The following is a 19,575-nucleotide window of genomic DNA, read 5'->3' on the forward strand; positions in this document are numbered from 1 at the left end:
CCTTAAGCTTATAGGTGTATATATGAGTGTATACATGGGTGTATCGAGGGAAACTCATCAATGAAACACGTGTCTACCAACCCGAAATTGTAAAAAGCCTAGGCGCAGGATTTACGTATGCAGTTCATTAAACGATCATCTCTACTTATCACGCTGGCGCTATTAGCCGCCTGCAGTTCCGACAAAATAGTGCAGGCACCACCCGCACCCGCCCCCGTCTATGTTCCACCACCGCTCATCGCTTTAGAGCTGGCAGAGCCCAAATCAGAAAAACACCGTGGCCGTGCCGGAGCGTATATTCACTTTTCAAATATATCCTCAGGGACATATCAATACGTTCTGTTTCGCACCACAGCGTTTGATAAAAATGGCAAGGTTATACGTGCCAAAAAAAGCCGTGATGAAAACGCATACCTTCGCGTAGCGGGCCCTATCTATCCGGGCGAATACAGCAAAGGCCATTCGTGGAAAAACACCTGGAGCAAAAAGGGTGTTAAGTGCATTGATATCGATCAGATTGAGATTGTCTTCAGTGATGGCAGCGTAGAAGTGGCGCAAGGCGACACGCTAACCAAACACACTACCGGAAGCTGTGTTCGTTAGAGGATGGGGCGTCAGTTAAAGCGGGCAAATAAAATCCGGGCAGAATATTCGCTGCCCGGAAGGTCATTTTTTGGCAGGCGGCGGCATAACCGGAAAAGCAGTAACATTTCCTTTAGCCTGGCTAATTTTAGCGACACCCTCTTTCTTCACTTCATCAATACGAATAATAGACTGCAGTGGAATATAGCTGCGTTCAACCTCAGCAAACTCTTGCTTAAGCTTCTCTTCTCCCGGATCTACCAACAACTCCGAACGCTGTCCAAATACAAACTCTTCAAGTTCAATAAACCCCCACATATCACTTTGAAAAATTTGTTTGACGAAGACCTCATAAACCTGATCCTGATTTACAAATTTGACACGATAGATACTCTCTTCTTCGGCCATAGCCCTTTTATTAACTCCGCATACCCGCTATTAATTTCTAACTGTTATATGGGGATAAAACCGATATTAACAAGCGCGCCAAAAACTATTAAAACCAGCCCCTATCCAGTACAATAACCGGTCTTTTTGTAAATGATCGAACAAGGTGTGTAATGGCGAAAAAGCTATTTATTAAAACTCATGGTTGTCAAATGAACGAGTACGATTCTGCACGCATGTCAGACCTACTCGGAGAAAGCCATGCATTGGAGTTAACCGATAAGCCGGAAGAAGCCGATGTCCTGTTATTAAACACTTGTTCTATCAGGGAAAAAGCGCAAGAGAAAGTATTTCATCAACTGGGTCGCTGGCGTAAATTAAAGGTAGCACGCCCCGATCTGGTGATTGGCGTGGGCGGCTGTGTCGCCAGCCAGGAAGGAGAAAACATCCTCAGCCGCGCGCCCTACGTTGATATGATTTTCGGACCGCAAACATTACATCGCTTGCCCGAAATGATTGATCTGAGCAATCAGGGGAAAAAAGGGATTGTTGATATCAGCTTCCCTGAGATCGAAAAATTCGATTCTCTACCTGCACCTAAAGCTGATGGCGCTGAAGCCTTTGTGTCCGTCATGGAAGGCTGTAGCAAATACTGCTCCTTCTGCGTGGTGCCCTACACCCGCGGCGAAGAGGTCAGCCGGCCACTTGATGACGTCATTACCGAGTGCGTTGAGCTGGCCGAACAAGGTGTCAGAGAGGTCAACCTATTAGGTCAGAACGTAAATGCCTACCGCGGTGCAACCCATGATGACGATACTGCCGACCTGGCCGAGCTGATTCGAAGTGTTGCCGCCGTCGATGGGATTGATCGTATCCGCTTTACTACGTCGCATCCGGTTGAATTTACCGACAGACTGATTCAGGCATTTGCTGATGTTCCAGAACTGGTTAATCATCTTCATCTACCCGTGCAGTCAGGATCTGACCGCATACTCATGGCGATGAAGCGCGGCCATACCGCTCTGGAATATAAATCAAAAATCAGAAAACTGATGAAAGTCCGCCCTCAACTCACCATGTCATCTGATTTTATTATTGGCTTTCCGGGTGAAACCGAAGCAGACTTTGAAGCCACCATGAATCTGATTCAGGAGATCGGCTTTGATAACTCGTTCAGCTTCATCTACAGCCGGCGCCCGGGCACACCCGCATCTGATCTGCCTGATACGGTTACAGAAGAGACTAAAAAAGAGCGTTTACAGATTCTACAAACACGCATCATTCAACAAACCATGCAGATCAGCCGTCGCATGATTGGCTCAACTCAGCGCATCCTGGTAAACCGCTATTCCAGAAAGGACCCAGGCTTGCTGTCAGGGCGCACCGAAAACAACCGGGTCGTCAATTTCAAATGCGACAACCCCAACCTGATAGGCCATTTTGCCGATGTACGCATTCTGGATGCATATCAGAACTCCTTGCTTGGTGAGCTTATCAGCTCTGAGCTTGACTAACCCCATTGCGGATTGAACAACGCCGGTATGACCTCACAAACAACCCAAGACGTTAAGTTTCTACTGACGCCCTTTCATGCAGAAGCCCTCGCTAACCTCTGCGGCCAGCTTAATCAACACCTCAAGCAGATTGAATCGCGCTTAGGTGTAGAGATACATAGCCGCAGTAACGAGTTCCAGGTATCCGGCGAACCTCAACGCGCTCAGCTGGCGGGTGAAATGCTCAAACAGCTCTATCAGGACTCGATAGACGGCACGAGCATTAGCGCCGAACTGATCCACCTTTTGTTACAACAGTCGGGCATTGAGCAGCGTAGCGGAAACGGTAATAAATTACCGAAAGACGATATCTGCATCCGCACGCGAAAAGCACTAATAAGACCTCGCGGGCCAAATCAACAGAAATATGTACGCTCCATTCTTCAGCATGATATCAACTTTGGTATCGGCCCGGCCGGCACCGGAAAAACCTATCTGGCCGTTGCCTGTGCTGTCGAAGCGCTCGAACGTGAAGAGATAGAACGTATTCTACTGGTTCGCCCTGCCGTTGAAGCCGGCGAAAAGCTCGGTTTTCTACCCGGTGATTTATCACAGAAAGTAGACCCTTACCTGCGCCCTTTATATGACGCTTTATACGAAATGCTGGGCTTTGAAAAAGTCGACAAAATGCTGGAACGCAACATTATTGAAGTAGCGCCGCTCGCCTATATGCGCGGCCGCACTCTCAATGGTGCTTTTGTCATCCTTGATGAAAGCCAGAACACAACACGTGAACAGATGAAAATGTTTCTGACACGTATCGGCTTTGGCACTACCGCTGTTATCACAGGCGACATTACCCAGGTCGATCTACCCAAAGGTACACCGTCGGGCCTCAAACATGCTATTCATGTACTTGATGGGGTCAAAGGTATTGGATTTACTCATTTTTCGTCTAAAGATGTAGTGCGCCACCCGCTGGTACAGCATATCGTTGAGGCTTACGACCGCTTCGACCTGGAACAAGAGCAGAACAAAGGTCAGAACCTGGATCAGAATATAAGTCAGAGTAAAGGCGCCCGGGCATGAGCTTCTACGTAGAGCTCCAAAGCGAGGTCGAAAGATCCGATCTCCCTTCAGATGAAGATTTTCAGCGTTGGGTTGCTTTAGCACTCGAGGGTCGCAAAACTGCAGGTGAAATCTGCATTCGTCTGGTTGAGCCAACAGAGAGCCAGCAGCTGAATAGCGATTATCGCGGCAAAGAATCCCCCACCAACGTACTCTCTTTTCCATTCGAAGCCCCTGCAGGGATTCCAATGGATTTACTCGGCGATCTGGCCATCTGCGCAGACATTGTGGCAAAGGAAGCCAGCGAACAAGGCAAGCCTGTGATGCACCATTGGGCACATATGGTAATACACGGAACCTTGCATCTTATCGGTTTCGATCATATAAATGATAGCGATGCAGAACAAATGGAAACGCTGGAAGTAACACTACTGGCGACTTTAAATATACCTGACCCTTATCAGCAAGGAGTGTGAAAAAAAAATTATGAGCGAAGGTCGATCGGGACAACCACGAAGTTGGTTTGGGCGACTTGCCCAAGCATTTTCTGATGAACCCAAAACCCGCGATGAAGTACTGGATATTTTACGGGATGCGGTAGAAGAGAGTGTACTGGATCAAGAAGCCCTCACCATCATTGAAGGCGCCATACAGGTTGCAGAAATGCAGGTTCGGGATGTGATGATCCCGCGATCTCAGATGACATTTGTTAACGCCGAACAAACACCCAAAGAGTTTCTGCCACTCATTATTTCTACCGCACACTCACGCTTTCCTGTGCTAGGCGAGAACTCTAACGAAGTCATTGGCGTGCTTCTCGCCAAAGATCTGCTACCGATGATCATTGATAACGGCGAAGAAGAGTTCGATATTTACAGTAAGCTGCGTAAAGCAACCTTCATTCCTGAAAGCAAACGACTTAACGTCTTGCTGAAAGAGTTTCGGGCAACGCGTAATCATATGGCTATTGTCATCGATGAATACGGCGGTATCGCCGGGCTCATCACCATCGAAGATGTACTCGAACAGATTGTCGGTGAAATCGAAGATGAGCACGATTTTGACGATGATGAAGGCAACATCCGCTTATTTGATGAGAACGCCTATATTGTCAAAGCACTCACAGAGATCGAAGATTTTAACGAGTACTTCAATGCCGACTTCCCCGACGATGAGTTTGATACGATCGGCGGCATTGTTACGCATCGCTTCGGACACCTGCCTCGCAAGGATGAAGAGGTCTCGATACAGGGCTTCACCTTTAAAGTGCTGTCATCTGATAATCGGCGTATTCGCTTACTGCAGGTAAAACGGAAACTATAAGCCACCTTCCATGAAGCAGCTGACCTTTGCAAAATACCGCGCCCTGATCTCGCTTTTCTGTGGCGCGCTGACTCCCTTGGCATTTGCACCTTTCGATTTATGGTTGCTGATTCTAATCACCCCCGGCATTCTCTATCTGCTCCTGCAGGACCTATCACCACGCAGGGCGGCCTGGATCAGTTGGTGCTTTGGCACAGGTTTTTTTGGCACCGGGGTTTCATGGGTATATGTCAGCATTCATACCTACGGAAATGCCTCTGTCCTGCTCGCCTCCATCATGACGCTGGCGTTTGCCATGGGGCTGGCACTGACATTTGCCCTGCAAGGCTGGTGCTATGCTAAATGGCTTTCACCATCACGCTTTTCAGCGGCTGGCTTTATCGGTATATGGATCCTATTTGAATGGTTCCGCAGCTGGTTTTTAACCGGCTTTCCGTGGCTCTATCTTGGTTATGCCCTGATCGACTCGCCCTTCAAATTCTGGGCTCCGCTGGGCGGCGTCTGGCTGTTATCACTGACTGTCCTGTGCTTGTCTATTGGCGTTATTCAACTGATAAAAGCACATCGTACACCCCGACGAATCGCGCTGGCAGTGCTGATCAGCCTACCCTGTCTGGCACTTATTCTGCCAAAAGACTGGACACAAAGCAGCGGACACATTCAACAGGTCGATATTGTGCAAGCTAATATCCCACAACAGTTAAAATGGGATAAAAACTATCTGCCAGAATTTTTGAATATGTATAGTCAGATAACACTGCGGGACACTCAGGCATCATTAGTTATCTGGCCCGAAACAGCCATTCCATCACTTCTTTCCTCAGCAAAGCCCTATTTGTCTGAGCTGCTGTACCGCTTCGACAAAGACAACCGCTCACTGATCAGTGGGCTGCCGTCTATTGAAGCCGATAGCGAGCACCCCGACGGCTACCGCGCCCACAACAGCCTGGCAGTCCTCACCGGCAAAACGAATATTTATCATAAACAACGACTGGTTCCTTTTGGTGAATATGTACCCATGGAAACCTATCTGCGAGGCGTGATCGAGTTTTTCAATCTACCCATGTCGAGCTTCAGCTTACCGGCAGAAACACAGACAACGCTGCGCATTGGTGATATGAAGATAGCTGCAGCAATCTGTTACGAAATAGCCTACCCGGAACTCGTCAGGCAATTATCTATCCACAGTGACTGGATTCTTACCGTCTCCAACGACACCTGGTTCAGCCATTCCTTAGCGCCCGCTCAACACCTGCAAATCGCCCGTATGCGAGCACTGGAAAATGGCCGCTGGTTAGTCAGAAGCACCAACAATGGACTCACCGCGATAATCGATCCCTATGGCGATATCACAGCACAGGCACCTGCTTATCAGCAGGCAGTGTTAAGCGGAAGTATTGAAAACAGAAGTGGCACAACACCCTATCAAAAATACGGTGCCGCGCCTGTGTTACTGTTCAGCTTATTACTGCTGGCTGCTTGCTTTATTCGTCGGAAAAAAGGAAATTCCTGATCAGTTCTTTGCCGCCTTCAGTGGCAAAGGATTCAGGGTGGAACTGAATACCCACGATCGGATAGTCACGATGACGGACGGCCATGACTTCAAAGTCACCCCCTTGGTGGATTTTCTCGTAGTCAGCAAATTGATCAAGCGTCAGTTCACCGACAACCGAGGTTAATTCCAGACACTCAGGAAAACTCTCCGCTTCCGCCATCAGTGAGTGATAACGCATCACTTCCAGCTGATCAGGAATACCACGAAAAATTCCCTCACCGTTATGCGTAATCGGGCTGATTTTACCGTGCATCGGCAGATGTGCTTTCACCACTTTACCGCCGAATTGATGCACTATGCCCTGCATCCCCAAACACACGCCCAACAACGGAGTGGTTTTACCAAAATGAGAAATAACCTGCGCACACACACCAAAGTAATGCTTATCATCCGGCGAACCCGGGCCAGGTGAAATAATAATGCGATCAGGATTAGCCGCCTGAATCTCTGACAAGGTCACCTGATCATTGCGTTTGACGATAATTTCGAAATCCTCCAGGAAGCCTTTGGACTTTTCAGACGTCAGGATTTCGCCAATAAATTGATAGAGGTTATATGTGAAGGAGTCATAGTTATCGATAATATAAACTTTCATACTCACTTCTCCCCCTTAATAAACAGATCCAGCACCTTTTTAGTACCGGCAAATTTGCGACGAATCTCTTCATATTCATCGTCAGGATTCGAGTCGTAGACATTCCCCCCGCAGGTCTGCACATAGGCATTTTCGCCGTTAGCGAACACCGTACGAATCGGAATCGCAAACGTACAATCGCCATTAAACGAGAAGTGCCCCACCGCACCACCATACGGACCACGACCATCCAGCTCCAGATCATCAATCACCTTCATCGCCTCGATCTTCGGTGCGCCGGTCAAGGTACCCGCAGGGAAGTTACTCGCTAATGCAGAGAACATGTCCTCATTTTCGGCAATAATGCCGACTATTTCACTGGAGATATGCTGCACATGACTGAAACGCTTAATATCCATCAGGCTACGCACTTTTACTGTACCAAACTGCGCTACACGCCCAATATCATTGCGATGCAGATCAACAATCATATTGTGCTCTGCAATCTCTTTAGGATCATTCAACAAGGTACGCGCCAGTGCGCGGTCTTCCTCTTCAGTCGCACCACGTTTTGCCGTACCGGCTAACGGGAAGGTTTCCATCTCGCCCTGACGCAAACGGAACAACAGCTCAGGGCTGGCACCTATCAGTTTTTGCTCGCCAAACTTAACGTAATACATCTGCGGCGATGGATTCACTTCGCGCAGTTTCTCGTAAATATTGATGCTGTCACCTTCCAGTTTAAAGCGCTTTTTAAAGCCAACTTCTGTCTGGAAAATTTTACCGTCAATAATATCCTGCTTAACCTTCATCACAGCGGCAGCGTGCTCTTCACGCGTCATCGTCTCACCCATCGGCGTGATTTCCAGTTCGCCGTTGCCCGCATACTCCTGCGCGATCAACGACTCAACTAACGCCAAACGATTATCCGTATAATAAAAATAGATCACTTCGCCGGTCATCTTATCGAGAATCAAACCATCTTTATAAAGGCCAAACTTAAACGCTTCAAACATATCACTGCGCTGCAGGTTAAGTGTCGGCTCAAAATAGTTCATGCTGTCGTAACCGATATAACCGGTTAATCCACCCGCATACTTACGCGAGATCACATCCTGCGGTATCAGATCACGCAACAGATAATATGGATTATCGCTTTCATACTGCTCGCAACGGCCATCACGCTGCTGAATCGTCAGCGTCTTACCCTCTGCCCAGAGAATTTTTTCCGGATCAAAACCGATAATCGAATAGCGGGAGATAAAGCTATCCTCACCCAACGACTCGAGCATAAAACAGGTATCAAACTGTTTCTCAATCTTCTTGAACAGATCAAAAAAATCACAATCAGAGGCGATCGTTACATAATGCGGCTTACGGGACAGATCGATACGATCCGGTTTACGCGATGTCATATTTATTTAACCTTCTTCACTAGCAATCATTCTTATTCGCCTTTAAGCGCGCGCGAGCCACGCGTCACGGTCGCTATCCCCACACCCAACGTTTCTGCAATCTGACGCTGTGGCACACCTTGCTGCAGCATCTTAAAAATCTGCAAACGTTTGGTAACTTCACAGAATTCAGCCGGGGTGAGCAGCGCTCGTAACGCCTGCTCCATCTCGTCTGGCGTTTTTAATGCCAGCAGATGCTCCATTAATTCAAGAGTATATTGCTTGTCTGTATTCATGTACTAGTATGCTAGTGCAAGCAGAATAATTGTCAATAGGTTAAACAGCGCGTTTAATAAAAAGAGAGGAAGGAAGGCAAAGGACAGGACAGGACAGGACAGGAGAGATGATACAAAAAAGCCCCGAATGATATCGAGGCTCTTGAAAAAAACGCTACTTTTACATTAAGCCGCTTTCTTTCTTCTTGAGAAGCCGATACCAACCAGACCCAGACCCAGTAACGCCAGGGATGCGGGCTCAGGAACCGTTATGAAACTAACGTTATCTAACCCAACACTCAAATTACCATTACTATCCTGATGCTCAAAGCTAATCCTAATACTTTGATTAGCAAAAGGGGTCAACAGTGATGTCACATCAAACGACCGTGACTGAAGCCCAAGAGATTCAGCAGGACCTGGGGCCGTTGAGAAAACCTCAGAACTAAGCGAAAAAGTTAAACCTTCAATCAAAACTCTCCACTCTCGATCAGGGTCGGAATAGTCGGCGTCGCTTGAAATCCAATCATCCCAACTTAATACAGCGGCACCAAATGAGCTAGGAAGTGTTATATCCTGATACAAGATATGAAACCCTGCGGTTCCATCTCCCCTTGTGGTCACAGCATCATAAGCACCACTGATTGAAGGGCTTAATTGGATTAAAGGGTCTACTCCGAAACCATAGCCGGTATTGAGCGTACCATTGTTTATACTCCAATCACCTGTGCCGGTATTAACAACATTATTACCAACATTCCACTTAGAAAAACTCCCAGTCTCAAAATCACCATTCTTGATATGCTCAATGAATCCCGCATTAGCCGAACCAACAAATAAACAAGCAACCAAGCCAATTATCTTTTTCACTCTACTATCCTTAATCCTTAATTACTGATTTTTTAACACTGATATCAAACAAACGACAGAAGCATTCCGCTAACACTACCTAAATAGAATCACGTATAAGCAACTTTTACTTGCCTCTATTTAGTTGCTACTAATAATATTGACGTCTCTTTTACCCATCCAGAAAATACAGCAATTAACAGGCCGAAAATGACATAACTGATGTATATCAATAAATTAAAAATTTTTAATTCAAACTTAAGTTTGAATTGTAAAAAAACCTGACACTTTGTCAACTATTGTGACTGGCGCCAATACAGGATCATGTCATTTAGGGGTGAAGCAAGGGCCCGTTTTTTTGCAACTCACAAGAGCGTTAATGAACAGTGTATCCATCTTCTGCTATTAGCTTTCGCGCTTTCTCTAAATCAAGCGCTTCGATAGGCTCGGCCAGATAATAAGGCAGTGTCACAGGGCTGTCGCTGAGCTTAATAAGATCACCCTCCTGCAGTCTTTTAATCACCGAATGCAATGTCGCTTCAAGGTTAGCTGGAGCAGAAGCATATCTACTACTGATGTAATCCAGTAATTCCTGAATTGAATGAGCGCCATCCGCTAACGACACGACAAGCCCCAGCCATTCATCTAAAGGCGTCACATTATCCGGCTGATTAATATCAACCAAGCCGATTTCATTATTTTTTTGCGTATAAACGACGGTACGATAGAAGTATTGTGAATTATTCATAAGAAAAACCTGCTTTATCTTTATCAACCTGAGTAAACATTAATGACCCTATCGCTTTAGTTCTGCATACTCTAGTTAGCCAGCTCATGCATGCCCTAACAACCTGAAGCTCCAGTTTTCGACTTCATTAGTTTCAAGACGCAGTATGACCTTAGCCATCCAACTACTCGACAGTTTGCTTTGCTTCTTCAATGTTAACAGACCCTCTTTATTCAACGGATCAGCAAAGAAAATCTCACAGACTTCACGCACCGTCATCGCATCAGGCACTCTTTTCAGCAGCACAAGCGGCTGATTGACACTCACGACTCCAGGCTGAATCACCCGATACAGCCAACCACAGAGGCTTAGCGCCTGCATCTCAACAGAAAACTTATCGATCCCCCACCGTTTATTCAGCTTAAAACAGGGCGAACGAGGCTGACTAACTTCGATGATAGCTTCACCCCATTGATAGCGGTCTCCCAGGCACACTGTGTCTTCAGTCATCCCTTCTGAACTCAGATTTTCACCCATTCCCGGGGCCTGCCACGGGTTATCAGTGCCATACTTTTTGCGCCAGTATGCATAGTGTTCCAAAGGGTATTGATGCAAGGCTCGTTCAAGTCCGCCATGGTAACGCTGATCGGCACACTGGTCGCCTTCCAGCCCCATATCAGAGAGATATAATTTTTTATCCACCCTGGTTTTATCCATTGCGGTTTCAAGCCCATAGCGCTGCGCTACTTGCCCGCAATAGACGCTATTGAGGTAATGCTGATTGTGCATATCACCCTCTTATCTAAGCAGAAAAGGAGGCATCCATCTTACTTCGTTGTGCCGATTTAGGTATCTAAAAATCCAGGCAGATGCGTTAAAGCACATTTTACTACACCAAATCACAGCGGTATAACCGCCGACATTACCGGCCTCTTCAGAGGCATTTATTCAGTCTAATGTCACGAAAAGGGCGTAATAGAAAAAATCAGAAGTAATGGCACAAAATAGCGGACAAGTATTTACTTACAGCATTTTAATTCAAGACCAATGATGGCATTGCATCGACAGCATTTTCCATCGCCGTATTCCAAAGATTACGTAAACTACGCATATATTCGTCATCTTCGCCAAATAATCTGTATTGGCCTAATTTGAGACTGCCATTCTCCAGAACATATAGCTCAATAGGAGGACCTACCGTCAAATTACTTTTTAACGTCGCGTCCATGGAGATAAGACCGCAAACAATCGCCTGATCAACAGATGTGCTCTCCTGAATCACCCGATCCAAGATAGGCTTTCCATATTTTGCTTCCCCTATCTGTAAATAGGGTACGTGACTTGAGCTTTTTATGAAATTGCCTTGCGAATAAATCATATACAACGCATTCGCTGATCCCTGTATCTCGCCTGCCAATAAAAACGTAGCTTCAAACACACCACCACCACCGGCTTTGGCCTGAACAGCCACACTTACTTTACCGATATATTCAGCCAATTCATGCATATCGCTAACGGTAAGCAAACTCGGGCTTGCGCCGTTTTTAACATCGCGCTCAAGTTTAGCTATCACGGACTGGGTAGTCGCCAGGTTACCGGCACTGCATAAAACAAACTGTCGCTCACCAGGAACCCCATAGCGCCACATCTTGCTATAAGTACTAATGTTATCGACACCCGCACTGGTGCGAGAATCCGATATCATTATCGTCGCCTGATCAATTTTTATACCCAAACAGTAGGTCACTATAAACTCCTGATAAGGATGTCATATTGCAGCCACAAAAGGCACACGGACACCGGGAATGACTGAATTGCGGAACATAGGCCCCGCAAATGGCGCACATTATAGAACTTAACGCAGAGAAATATTATTTATTTACACTCTGATATGAAAATCCAAGACGTTAGCCACTGAGGAAAGCCAACAGATCAGCCATCAGCCCACCCAAACTCATTCGCTAACGACCACGCACGCACGTTAAAACACTGACGAAAAACACACGACACCCATCATTTTCCTTTATAATAGCCGCCCTGTATTTTTGGCTGTGGCTGTGCCCACAAAGGATAGATAATGAAGTTTTCCTCTTTAGACCTGGCTCCCGAGCTGCAACGTGCTCTGGATGCCTGCGGCTACAGCCAGATGACACCGATTCAAGAGCAGGCGATTGTGCCGGCGCGCCGTGGTAAGGATGTGCTGGCGAATGCACAAACGGGTACCGGCAAAACAGCGGCGTTTACTGTGCCTATTTTACAACAGATGCATGACCGCCCTGCGACAACGCTGCCAGGGCATGTGCGTACGCTGATTCTCGCCCCAACACGTGAGCTGGCTGAGCAGCTAACCAATACGATAAAAGGTTATGCACAGTTTTTACCCTTTACGGTTAAGGGTATCTATGGCGGCGTGAGTACTGACTCGCAAAAAGGCAAACTAAAAGCCGGGGTCGATATTCTGATTGCGACGCCAGGGCGATTACTTGAGCATGTTGTGCAATGTAATATCAGTTTGTCTAAAGTTGAGTTTGTGGTGCTGGATGAAGCTGACCGAATGCTCGATATGGGCTTTATCAGCGACGTTCACAAGCTCATCCAACAAACATCAGCGAAACATCAAACATTGATGTTCTCTGCCACAGTGACACCTACCGTTAATGAGTTAGCAAAAAAGCTGATGACTCGCCACGAAATTATTCGTGCGGCTAAACAAAACGCGACCGCCGATACCGTAGAACATGTGGTTTATCCGGTTGAAGAGCGTCGCAAGCCCGATCTGTTTGTTGAGCTGATCAAAAAGCATAACTGGTTTCAGGTATTGGTGTTTACCAGCACCAAAGCCCAGGCTGATGAATTAGTCGTCGATCTGAAAATGGACAAGATCACTCATGTGGTTTGCCACGGCGATAAAACACAGGGATCACGCAAACGCGCCTTAGCGGATTTTAAAGCCGGTAAAGTGCAGGTAATGATCGCGACCGAGGTTGCCGCTCGTGGGTTAGACATTAAAGGGCTTGAGTATGTTGTTAACTATAACCTGCCCTACCTTGCCGAAGATTATGTACACCGTATTGGCCGCACAGGCCGTGCGGGCGCGAAAGGCCACGCTATTTCTTTTGTCAGCCGTGAAGAGGAACGCGCACTGGATGATATCGAACGCCTGATCGGCAGCCCTATCAAGCGCATCTATCAGAAAGGTTATGAAGTGGGCAGCCGCGACAACATCCGCAAACAGCTCTCACAAAAAGCGCATAAACCACGCACCAACAAAGCCAGCCAAACGAAGATCATCCGTAACAAGGTGTCAGAAACTAAAGCTAAGGGCAAAACCAGGCAGAAACAAAAACAGCTTAAAAAATAGCTGCTATTAGATAACCGTTTGCTGTTCAGGCATGTTTGCGACGACATGCCTGAGCTTTTACCCTGAAGAATTTATCCCCGAACTATTTATTCCCGATCAAGTTATCCCCGGACAAGTCATACCTGCAAAGCATATCTCTGAAAATACATACCTGAAGTGTACTGAAGCATTCCACGCGACATCAGCCTGTTAGCAGCCCGGGGCCCAACGACGTAAAAAGTCTGTCACTGTTTTTCGAATCTGGTAAAATTTCTCCCTTAATCATCTTAATTTTTAAAATAGCTTACGTAATTCACTCCCAAACAGGACAGTTTACCCATGAGTCTTGCCGATAAAGTGCTCGCCGTTAATAACGACCTGCCGATTCGTACCGATAGCCCAGTCCACAGCGGTAAAGTGCGTTCTGTTTATTGGTTAACCGAAGCAGACAGCCGTCGCCTTATCCAGCAGAAAGGTTACGATGTTGCTGCTGACGCGCCCTTGGCTATCATGGTCATCAGTGATCGCATCTCGGCGTTTGACTGTATCTGGCATGGCGAAGGCGGTATGAATGGCGTGCCCGGCAAAGGCGCTGCTCTCAACGCAATATCCAATCACTGGTTTAAACTGTTCCGTGAAAACGGCTTAGCCGATAGCCATATTCTGGACATCCCGCATCCGTTTGTCTGGATCGTGCAAAAAGCCAAACCAGTGATGATTGAGGCGATCTGCCGCCAGTACATTACTGGCTCCATGTGGCGCGCCTACTCTAAAGGCGAGCGTGAGTTCTGTGGAATACAGTTACCTGATGGTCTGCAAAAAGACCAAAAGCTCCCCGAACTGCTGATCACCCCTTCGACCAAAGGCATCCTCAAAGGGATTCCGGGTGTACCCGAAGCGGATGATGTGAACATCACGCGCAACAATTTAGAGGATAACTTCGCTGCCTTTAACCTGCGCAGCAAAGACGATATCAATCAGTACGAAAAACTGCTCAAGGAAGGCTTTGGCGTTATCAGTGATGCACTGGCCGCGTTGGATCAGATTTTTGTCGATACCAAGTTTGAGTTTGGTTATGTTACTGATGCTGTTGGAAATGAAAAACTCATTTACATGGATGAAGTCGGCACACCCGACTCTTCGCGTATATGGGATGGTGCGGCCTACCGTGAAGGCAAGATTGTTGAAAACTCTAAAGAGGGCTTTCGCCAATGGTTGCTTAACCATTTTCCAGACCCCGACATTCTGTTGAATAAAGAACGCATGCCTGAACGCGCAACACTCGCTCGTGACAACGCATTACCTGAAGCGGTCATGATGAGCATTTCCGCTACCTACGTAGGCATTGCAGAAAAAGTTACTGGAAAAAAACTGCTGCTTTCCGACAATCCTAAAGCAGATATTATTGAAATTTTGCGTAATCAATACGATCTTATAGATTAGAAAATCATTTTTTAATCAAGATTCGAGGCGATTGATGCCATATTTAAGCATACCTGTTTTACGTACAGCGCTTTTACGTAAACCTGTTTTACGTACAGCGCTTTTACGTAAACCTGTTTTACGTACACCTATGTCACTTACTTTGATATTTGCTCTCACACTAACCGTGTTGCTTAGCAGCCAAACGGCACGTGCAGAAATTTATAAGTGGCGTGACGAAAACGGTAAGCTTCACTACTCCAGCACACCGCGTGTGCTGGCCCCTAATATTCAAGAAATCAAACTCCAAACAGCGCCTGCTGATCGTGCCAACGCACGAAGACAAGAGCGCCTGCTCAATCAGAAAAAACGTGACATCCAGCGCATTGAACGAGATAAGGAAAACGCGCTGGCTGAGCAAAAGGTCATGTTAAAACAAGAAGCCCGTGATAAAGATATGTGTGAGAAATATCAACAGCGTTACGCCGCTTACCAGAAAGAAGGGATTAAAGGCATCAACCTCTCCAACGGAAAAACGCAAAAACTAACAGGCGCTGCTGCACGCAACGCCCTTCAGGGTACTAAAGAAAATGTCGAGCTTTTCTGTCACTAGCCTTTTTGATGTATATCCAGCCGCCTGAATGTCAGTTGTGTTAACTGAAATGTAGCAGCCCTGATGTAGTAGCCCTGATGCAAAAATCAGATGATATCAAGCGCACTCCAGGGTCTTGATATACGCCGGAAATGCTCGGCACCACAGGCCTTACATGGCTCAATAAGGCTGGTTTTTTTCAGCTGCATCTGTTGCTGACAACTCTGACATTCAAATGTTCCTACCGCTGCAATTTCACCCGCCATATACTCATCTGCTTCATTTGCCAGCTGCTCTCTTAAGCGCTCCTGATCTATGCGGGTTTGGTCTGCCAGCGCAACCAGCTTTTCTACCACGGTGTTTTCAAGAACATTCAGATCAAAATGCAACCAGGCAGCGATTCCTTCACCGGTTTCATGTGCATAATAACCAAGCTGTTTGAGGTCACGTTTCAGATACGCCGTCAGCAGATCCATCTCGTCACGCGTCATCTCTTCTGCCGTCAGCTCCAACTCGACGGCCTCTTCAATTTTTTCCTGCAAATAATCCCATGAGTGGTGTTCTACGTTTTCCAGCGTGTCAGTCAAACGATCCAGTACACGATTGTATATGCTCGGCACATCTTGCTTAAACCCTGGCTGATTACTCTCTGATGACTTTTTAGATTCATTATCCATTTTCAACTCCGATACTACAGAATTAGACGGCCTATACTGCTGTTGATAGCAGGGCTTATATTGTATGCTATGCAGCATACCCTGAACTTACCAGCAGACTCTTTAACCGGCATCAATATAAGCCGGTTTTATTGTTAGAGATTTCTATAAGATACTACGATGAACGATCAATACGAACCCCAAAAGATTGAAACCCAGACTCAGCAGTACTGGGAAGAGAACAATAGTTTCTTATGTACGGAAGACACCAGTAAAGAGAAATTTTACTGTCTTTCGATGTTCCCTTACCCTAGCGGCCGCCTGCACATGGGCCATGTTCGTAACTACACCATTGGCGATGTGATTTCACGCTACCAGCGGATGCAAGGAAAAAACGTTCTTCAGCCTATGGGCTGGGACGCATTTGGCTTGCCTGCTGAGAATGCGGCGATGAATAACAATGTACCGCCAGCCAAGTGGACTTACGAAAATATCGATTATATGCGCGATCAGCTGAAGCTGATGGGCTTTGGTTATGACTGGAACCGCGAACTAGCGACCTGTCATCCTGAGTATTATCGCTGGGAGCAGTGGTTCTTTACCCGTCTTATGGAAAAAGGGCTGGTTTACAAAAAAGATGCAGAAGTGAACTGGGACCCTGTCGACATGACGGTTCTGGCAAACGAACAGGTCATTGATGGACGGGGCTGGCGCTCTGGCGCATTAGTTGAGCGCAAGAAAATCCCACAATGGTTTCTGAAAATCACCGATTATGCAGACCAGCTGGTCGACGATCTGGACAAACTGACCGACTGGCCAGAACAGGTTATCACCCAGCAACGCAATTGGATTGGCCGCTCTCAAGGTGTTGAGCTAACGTTCCACGTTGAAGATGGCAGCGATCTGGATGTCTTTACAACCCGCCCTGATACGTTAATGGGTGTGACCTATGTTGCCGTTGCAGCTCAACATCCGCTGGCACTCAAAGCCGCTGAATCTAATCCCACGCTGGCTCAGTTTATTGATGAATGTAAAAACATCAAAATGGCTGAAGCCGATATGGCAACCATGGAAAAACGTGGCATGTCACTGGGTATTAACGCGACGCATCCTCTGACAGGGGAACAAGTACCTGTCTGGACAGCTAATTTTGTCCTGATGGATTACGGCTCGGGTGCAGTCATGGCCGTTCCTGCTCATGATCAACGTGACTGGGAATTTGCTAAAAAATACGATCTGCAGATCAAGCAAGTTATCGACTCTACTAATATTGATGTAAAAGTCGATATCGAAAAAGAAGCATTCACTGATAAAGGTATTCTGATCAACTCAGGTAACTTTGATGATCTGGAATATGAGGTTGCCTTTAAAGCGATCGCTTCTGAGCTGGAACGTCAGCGCAAAGGCAAAGTCACTATCAATTACCGGCTACGCGACTGGGGTGTTTCCCGTCAGCGTTATTGGGGTACGCCAATTCCGGTGATTAACTGTCCCACATGCGGCCCACTACCCGTCCCTGAAGATCAGTTACCGGTCGTGTTGCCAGAAAACGTTGAGTTTGATGGTAGCGGCTCACCGATCAAAAAGATGGACAGCTTCATTAACACCACCTGCCCTTCATGTGGCGGTGCGGCTGAGCGTGAAACTGACACCTTCGATACCTTTATGGAATCAAGCTGGTACTACGCTCGTTACGCGAGCCGTTCAACCGAAAATGCTATGCTTGATCCGGAAAAAGCCAATTACTGGCTACCGGTAGACCAGTATATCGGCGGTATTGAGCACGCTATTCTACATCTGCTCTATTCTCGTTTCTTCCATAAGCTGATGCGTGATGAAGGCCTGGTTACTTCTGATGAGCCCTTCACCCGCTTACTCTGTCAGGGAATGGTACTGGCTAATACCTACTACCGGGAAGATGATAAAGGCGGCAAAGTGTGGATTGCGCCTACCGATGTAGTCACCGAGACAGACGACAAAGGGCGCATTATCAGTGCGGTGCATAAAGATGACGGACTAGCGGTAGAGCAAGCCGGTGTCACGAAGATGTCAAAGTCAAAAAACAACGGCATTGATCCGCAGGTGATGATCGATAAATACGGTGCCGATACCGTACGTTTGTTCATGATGTTTGCAGCACCACCTGAGCAATCACTGGAATGGTCTGATTCGGGTGTTGAAGGGGCTAACCGCTTCCTGCGCCGATTATGGAAACATGTACACGACCACCTTCTGGGCGGACAAGATGTAGTTACACTGGACAGCAGCGCTCTGACTGAACCGCAGAAAGAACTGCGGCGTAAAGTACATGAAACCATCCGCAAAGTATCTGACGATATTGAACGCCGTCAAACATTCAATACCGCTATTGCTGCCGTTATGGAGCTGCTCAACAGCATCACTAAATTTGTCGATGCCAGTGATCAGGGACGTGCGGTTATGCGTGAAGCACTGCAAACAGCGATTCAGTTGCTATCTCCAATCGTTCCACACATTACTCACCAGCTGTGGACAGAACTTGGCTATACCACTGACCTGTTAAACTCACCCTGGCCAAGCTTTGATGAGTCTGCACTGGTGCGCTCATCCATCGAAATGGTTATTCAGGTGAACGGCAAAGTGCGGGCAAAAATTGATGTTGCTGCCGATGCCGATCAGGACACCATTTTGCACACTGCTTTAGGTATGGAAAATGTGCAGAAATTCATGGACGGTAAAGCGATTCGTAAAAAGATTATTGTTCCCGGCAAGCTGGTCAACATTGTTGTCGGTTGATTCTTGGAAACTGACGATTGCAAGCTGATGGTTATACGTTACAAAGGAGCTATTAAGCAGATGACCCACTACCGCTTTTTGAATAGATTAATCTGTTTCACTTTGGCCGCTATTCTGCTGTCCGGCTGCGGCTTTAAATTGCGCGGTTCAATGGATATTCCAGAATCGTCCAGACTAGTGACGCTGGTATTAAAAAGCGGTACATCTGTGTCTTTTGAGCAAGCTCTCAAACGTACCATTACCCAACAAGGCATTAATATCCAGGAGAATGCGCCTTATCAGCTTACTATTAAACAAGTTGAGGAAAATCGCCGTTCCATCACACTCGATAGCAAAGCCAATGTAGATGAGTATGAAATTCTGTTGCTGGTTAATTTTGAAATACTCAACAGCGACGGAGAGTCAATATCCGGGCCTCTGGTAGCGCGTACTGAACGTATTTATGATTACGATGCTGATGCGGCAACAGCCAGTTACTCTCTGGAGAAAGAGATTCGTGAGGAGATGTGGCAATCTATTTCTGAGCGTATTGTTCGCCAGTACATAGCACGAACACGCTAGTG

The 19,575-nt window shown here is 46.9% G+C and carries 20 protein-coding genes; 11 read left to right on the forward strand and 9 right to left on the reverse strand.

Features of this window, described 5'->3' with window-relative positions:
• The first annotated feature begins 117 nt into the window (after positions 1-117).
• Positions 118-603, forward strand: coding sequence for a hypothetical protein (locus BM099_RS04775; RefSeq protein WP_090725113.1), 486 nt, complete (start codon positions 118-120; stop codon positions 601-603).
• Between the two features lie 63 nt (positions 604-666).
• Here BM099_RS04775 and BM099_RS04780 read toward each other — a convergent pair whose 3' ends face one another.
• Positions 667-990 carry a DUF1820 family protein gene (locus tag BM099_RS04780; RefSeq protein WP_090725115.1) on the reverse strand — a complete coding sequence of 108 codons (324 nt, stop codon included), beginning with the start codon at positions 988-990 and terminating at the stop codon, positions 667-669.
• A gap of 152 nt (positions 991-1,142) precedes the next feature.
• Between BM099_RS04780 and miaB the strand changes: the two genes are divergently transcribed.
• From miaB to lnt, 5 genes are read left to right on the forward strand one after another with little or no spacing between them, the layout of a single operon-like run.
• Positions 1,143-2,483, forward strand: coding sequence for a tRNA (N6-isopentenyl adenosine(37)-C2)-methylthiotransferase MiaB (gene miaB, locus BM099_RS04785; protein ID WP_090725117.1), 1,341 nt, complete (start codon positions 1,143-1,145; stop codon positions 2,481-2,483).
• A 27-nt stretch (positions 2,484-2,510) separates the two neighbouring features.
• Positions 2,511-3,551: a PhoH family protein gene (locus BM099_RS04790; protein ID WP_090725119.1), complete on the forward strand. Its 1,041-nt coding sequence runs from the start codon at positions 2,511-2,513 to the stop codon at positions 3,549-3,551.
• Positions 3,548-4,006, forward strand: a complete 459-nt coding sequence (gene ybeY / locus BM099_RS04795) for an rRNA maturation RNase YbeY (RefSeq protein WP_090725121.1) — start codon at positions 3,548-3,550, stop codon at positions 4,004-4,006. The genes BM099_RS04790 and ybeY overlap by 4 nt, the downstream gene beginning before the upstream one ends.
• A 10-nt stretch (positions 4,007-4,016) precedes the next feature.
• Positions 4,017-4,853, forward strand: a complete 837-nt coding sequence (locus BM099_RS04800) for a CorC family transporter (RefSeq protein WP_090725123.1) — start codon at positions 4,017-4,019, stop codon at positions 4,851-4,853.
• 10 nt (positions 4,854-4,863) lie between these two features.
• The gene (gene lnt / locus BM099_RS04805; protein ID WP_090725126.1) at positions 4,864-6,366 is read left to right on the forward strand and encodes an apolipoprotein N-acyltransferase; all 1,503 of its coding nucleotides are present in this window, start codon (positions 4,864-4,866) and stop codon (positions 6,364-6,366) included.
• Here lnt and BM099_RS04810 read toward each other — a convergent pair.
• The 7 genes from BM099_RS04810 to BM099_RS04840 all read right to left on the reverse strand — a co-directional run bounded on the left by BM099_RS04810 (position 6,338) and on the right by BM099_RS04840 (position 11,974).
• Complete coding sequence (locus BM099_RS04810; RefSeq protein ID WP_090725128.1) at positions 6,338-7,003, reverse strand: anthranilate synthase component II; 666 nt, start codon at positions 7,001-7,003, stop codon at positions 6,338-6,340. The two genes, lnt and BM099_RS04810, sit on opposite strands and share 29 nt — an antisense overlap.
• 2 nt (positions 7,004-7,005) lie before the next feature.
• Positions 7,006-8,397, reverse strand: coding sequence for an anthranilate synthase component I family protein (locus BM099_RS04815; RefSeq protein ID WP_090725130.1), 1,392 nt, complete (start codon positions 8,395-8,397; stop codon positions 7,006-7,008).
• A 32-nt stretch (positions 8,398-8,429) separates the two neighbouring features.
• Positions 8,430-8,672, reverse strand: coding sequence for a Trp family transcriptional regulator (locus BM099_RS04820; protein WP_090725133.1), 243 nt, complete (start codon positions 8,670-8,672; stop codon positions 8,430-8,432).
• Between the two features lie 165 nt (positions 8,673-8,837).
• Positions 8,838-9,521 carry a PEP-CTERM sorting domain-containing protein gene (locus BM099_RS20625; RefSeq protein WP_244889913.1) on the reverse strand — a complete coding sequence of 228 codons (684 nt, stop codon included), beginning with the start codon at positions 9,519-9,521 and terminating at the stop codon, positions 8,838-8,840.
• A gap of 355 nt (positions 9,522-9,876) precedes the next feature.
• Positions 9,877-10,248, reverse strand: a complete 372-nt coding sequence (locus BM099_RS04830; protein WP_090725138.1) for a hypothetical protein — start codon at positions 10,246-10,248, stop codon at positions 9,877-9,879.
• An 84-nt stretch (positions 10,249-10,332) separates the two neighbouring features.
• Entirely contained in the window at positions 10,333-11,016 is a 684-nt protein-coding gene (locus BM099_RS04835; RefSeq protein ID WP_090725141.1) for an MOSC domain-containing protein, read from the reverse strand.
• 244 nt (positions 11,017-11,260) lie between these two features.
• On the reverse strand, positions 11,261-11,974 hold the full coding sequence (locus tag BM099_RS04840; protein WP_090725144.1) for a proteasome-type protease: 714 nt from the start codon (positions 11,972-11,974) through the stop codon (positions 11,261-11,263).
• 330 nt (positions 11,975-12,304) lie between these two features.
• Between BM099_RS04840 and BM099_RS04845 the strand changes: the two genes are divergently transcribed.
• The 3 genes from BM099_RS04845 to BM099_RS04855 all read left to right on the forward strand — a co-directional run bounded on the left by BM099_RS04845 (position 12,305) and on the right by BM099_RS04855 (position 15,602).
• Positions 12,305-13,588 carry a DEAD/DEAH box helicase gene (locus BM099_RS04845; RefSeq protein ID WP_090725146.1) on the forward strand — a complete coding sequence of 428 codons (1,284 nt, stop codon included), beginning with the start codon at positions 12,305-12,307 and terminating at the stop codon, positions 13,586-13,588.
• A 318-nt stretch (positions 13,589-13,906) separates the two neighbouring features.
• Positions 13,907-15,010, forward strand: coding sequence for a phosphoribosylaminoimidazolesuccinocarboxamide synthase (locus tag BM099_RS04850; RefSeq protein ID WP_090725148.1), 1,104 nt, complete (start codon positions 13,907-13,909; stop codon positions 15,008-15,010).
• Positions 15,011-15,044: 34 nt separating this feature from the next.
• Positions 15,045-15,602 (forward strand): DUF4124 domain-containing protein, encoded by a 558-nt coding sequence (locus BM099_RS04855; RefSeq protein WP_143083730.1) that lies wholly within the window; start codon positions 15,045-15,047, stop codon positions 15,600-15,602.
• An 86-nt stretch (positions 15,603-15,688) separates the two neighbouring features.
• On the opposite strand, the gene BM099_RS04860 is transcribed toward BM099_RS04855, so the two are convergent.
• On the reverse strand, positions 15,689-16,258 hold the full coding sequence (locus BM099_RS04860; protein WP_090725150.1) for a zinc ribbon-containing protein: 570 nt from the start codon (positions 16,256-16,258) through the stop codon (positions 15,689-15,691).
• A gap of 159 nt (positions 16,259-16,417) precedes the next feature.
• Here BM099_RS04860 and leuS point away from each other — a divergent pair, with 159 nt between their 5' ends.
• A complete protein-coding gene (gene leuS / locus BM099_RS04865) occupies positions 16,418-19,012 on the forward strand; it encodes a leucine--tRNA ligase (protein WP_090725153.1) in 2,595 nt (864 codons plus the stop codon).
• A 60-nt stretch (positions 19,013-19,072) separates the two neighbouring features.
• The gene (locus BM099_RS04870) at positions 19,073-19,573 is read left to right on the forward strand and encodes an LPS-assembly lipoprotein LptE (protein WP_177201084.1); all 501 of its coding nucleotides are present in this window, start codon (positions 19,073-19,075) and stop codon (positions 19,571-19,573) included.
• Positions 19,574-19,575: the final 2 nt, after the last annotated feature.

Source organism: Neptunomonas qingdaonensis, assembly GCF_900113275.1.
Classification (GTDB): domain Bacteria; phylum Pseudomonadota; class Gammaproteobacteria; order Pseudomonadales; family Balneatricaceae; genus Neptunomonas; species Neptunomonas qingdaonensis.

Excerpts from the sequence above, each read along its gene's own strand:
- BM099_RS04775 (WP_090725113.1), top strand. The coding sequence starts at position 118 with ATGCAGTTCATTAAACGATCATCTCTACTTATCACGCTGGCGCTATTA.
- BM099_RS04780 (WP_090725115.1), bottom strand. The coding sequence starts at position 990 with ATGGCCGAAGAAGAGAGTATCTATCGTGTCAAATTTGTAAATCAGGAT.
- miaB (WP_090725117.1), top strand. The coding sequence starts at position 1,143 with ATGGCGAAAAAGCTATTTATTAAAACTCATGGTTGTCAAATGAACGAG.
- BM099_RS04790 (WP_090725119.1), top strand. The coding sequence starts at position 2,511 with ATGACCTCACAAACAACCCAAGACGTTAAGTTTCTACTGACGCCCTTT.
- ybeY (WP_090725121.1), top strand. The coding sequence starts at position 3,548 with ATGAGCTTCTACGTAGAGCTCCAAAGCGAGGTCGAAAGATCCGATCTC.
- BM099_RS04800 (WP_090725123.1), top strand. The coding sequence starts at position 4,017 with ATGAGCGAAGGTCGATCGGGACAACCACGAAGTTGGTTTGGGCGACTT.
- lnt (WP_090725126.1), top strand. The coding sequence starts at position 4,864 with ATGAAGCAGCTGACCTTTGCAAAATACCGCGCCCTGATCTCGCTTTTC.
- BM099_RS04810 (WP_090725128.1), bottom strand. The coding sequence starts at position 7,003 with ATGAAAGTTTATATTATCGATAACTATGACTCCTTCACATATAACCTC.
- BM099_RS04815 (WP_090725130.1), bottom strand. The coding sequence starts at position 8,397 with ATGACATCGCGTAAACCGGATCGTATCGATCTGTCCCGTAAGCCGCAT.
- BM099_RS04820 (WP_090725133.1), bottom strand. The coding sequence starts at position 8,672 with ATGAATACAGACAAGCAATATACTCTTGAATTAATGGAGCATCTGCTG.
- BM099_RS04830 (WP_090725138.1), bottom strand. The coding sequence starts at position 10,248 with ATGAATAATTCACAATACTTCTATCGTACCGTCGTTTATACGCAAAAA.
- BM099_RS04835 (WP_090725141.1), bottom strand. The coding sequence starts at position 11,016 with ATGCACAATCAGCATTACCTCAATAGCGTCTATTGCGGGCAAGTAGCG.
- BM099_RS04845 (WP_090725146.1), top strand. The coding sequence starts at position 12,305 with ATGAAGTTTTCCTCTTTAGACCTGGCTCCCGAGCTGCAACGTGCTCTG.
- BM099_RS04850 (WP_090725148.1), top strand. The coding sequence starts at position 13,907 with ATGAGTCTTGCCGATAAAGTGCTCGCCGTTAATAACGACCTGCCGATT.
- BM099_RS04855 (WP_143083730.1), top strand. The coding sequence starts at position 15,045 with ATGCCATATTTAAGCATACCTGTTTTACGTACAGCGCTTTTACGTAAA.
- BM099_RS04860 (WP_090725150.1), bottom strand. The coding sequence starts at position 16,258 with ATGGATAATGAATCTAAAAAGTCATCAGAGAGTAATCAGCCAGGGTTT.
- leuS (WP_090725153.1), top strand. The coding sequence starts at position 16,418 with ATGAACGATCAATACGAACCCCAAAAGATTGAAACCCAGACTCAGCAG.
- BM099_RS04870 (WP_177201084.1), top strand. The coding sequence starts at position 19,073 with ATGACCCACTACCGCTTTTTGAATAGATTAATCTGTTTCACTTTGGCC.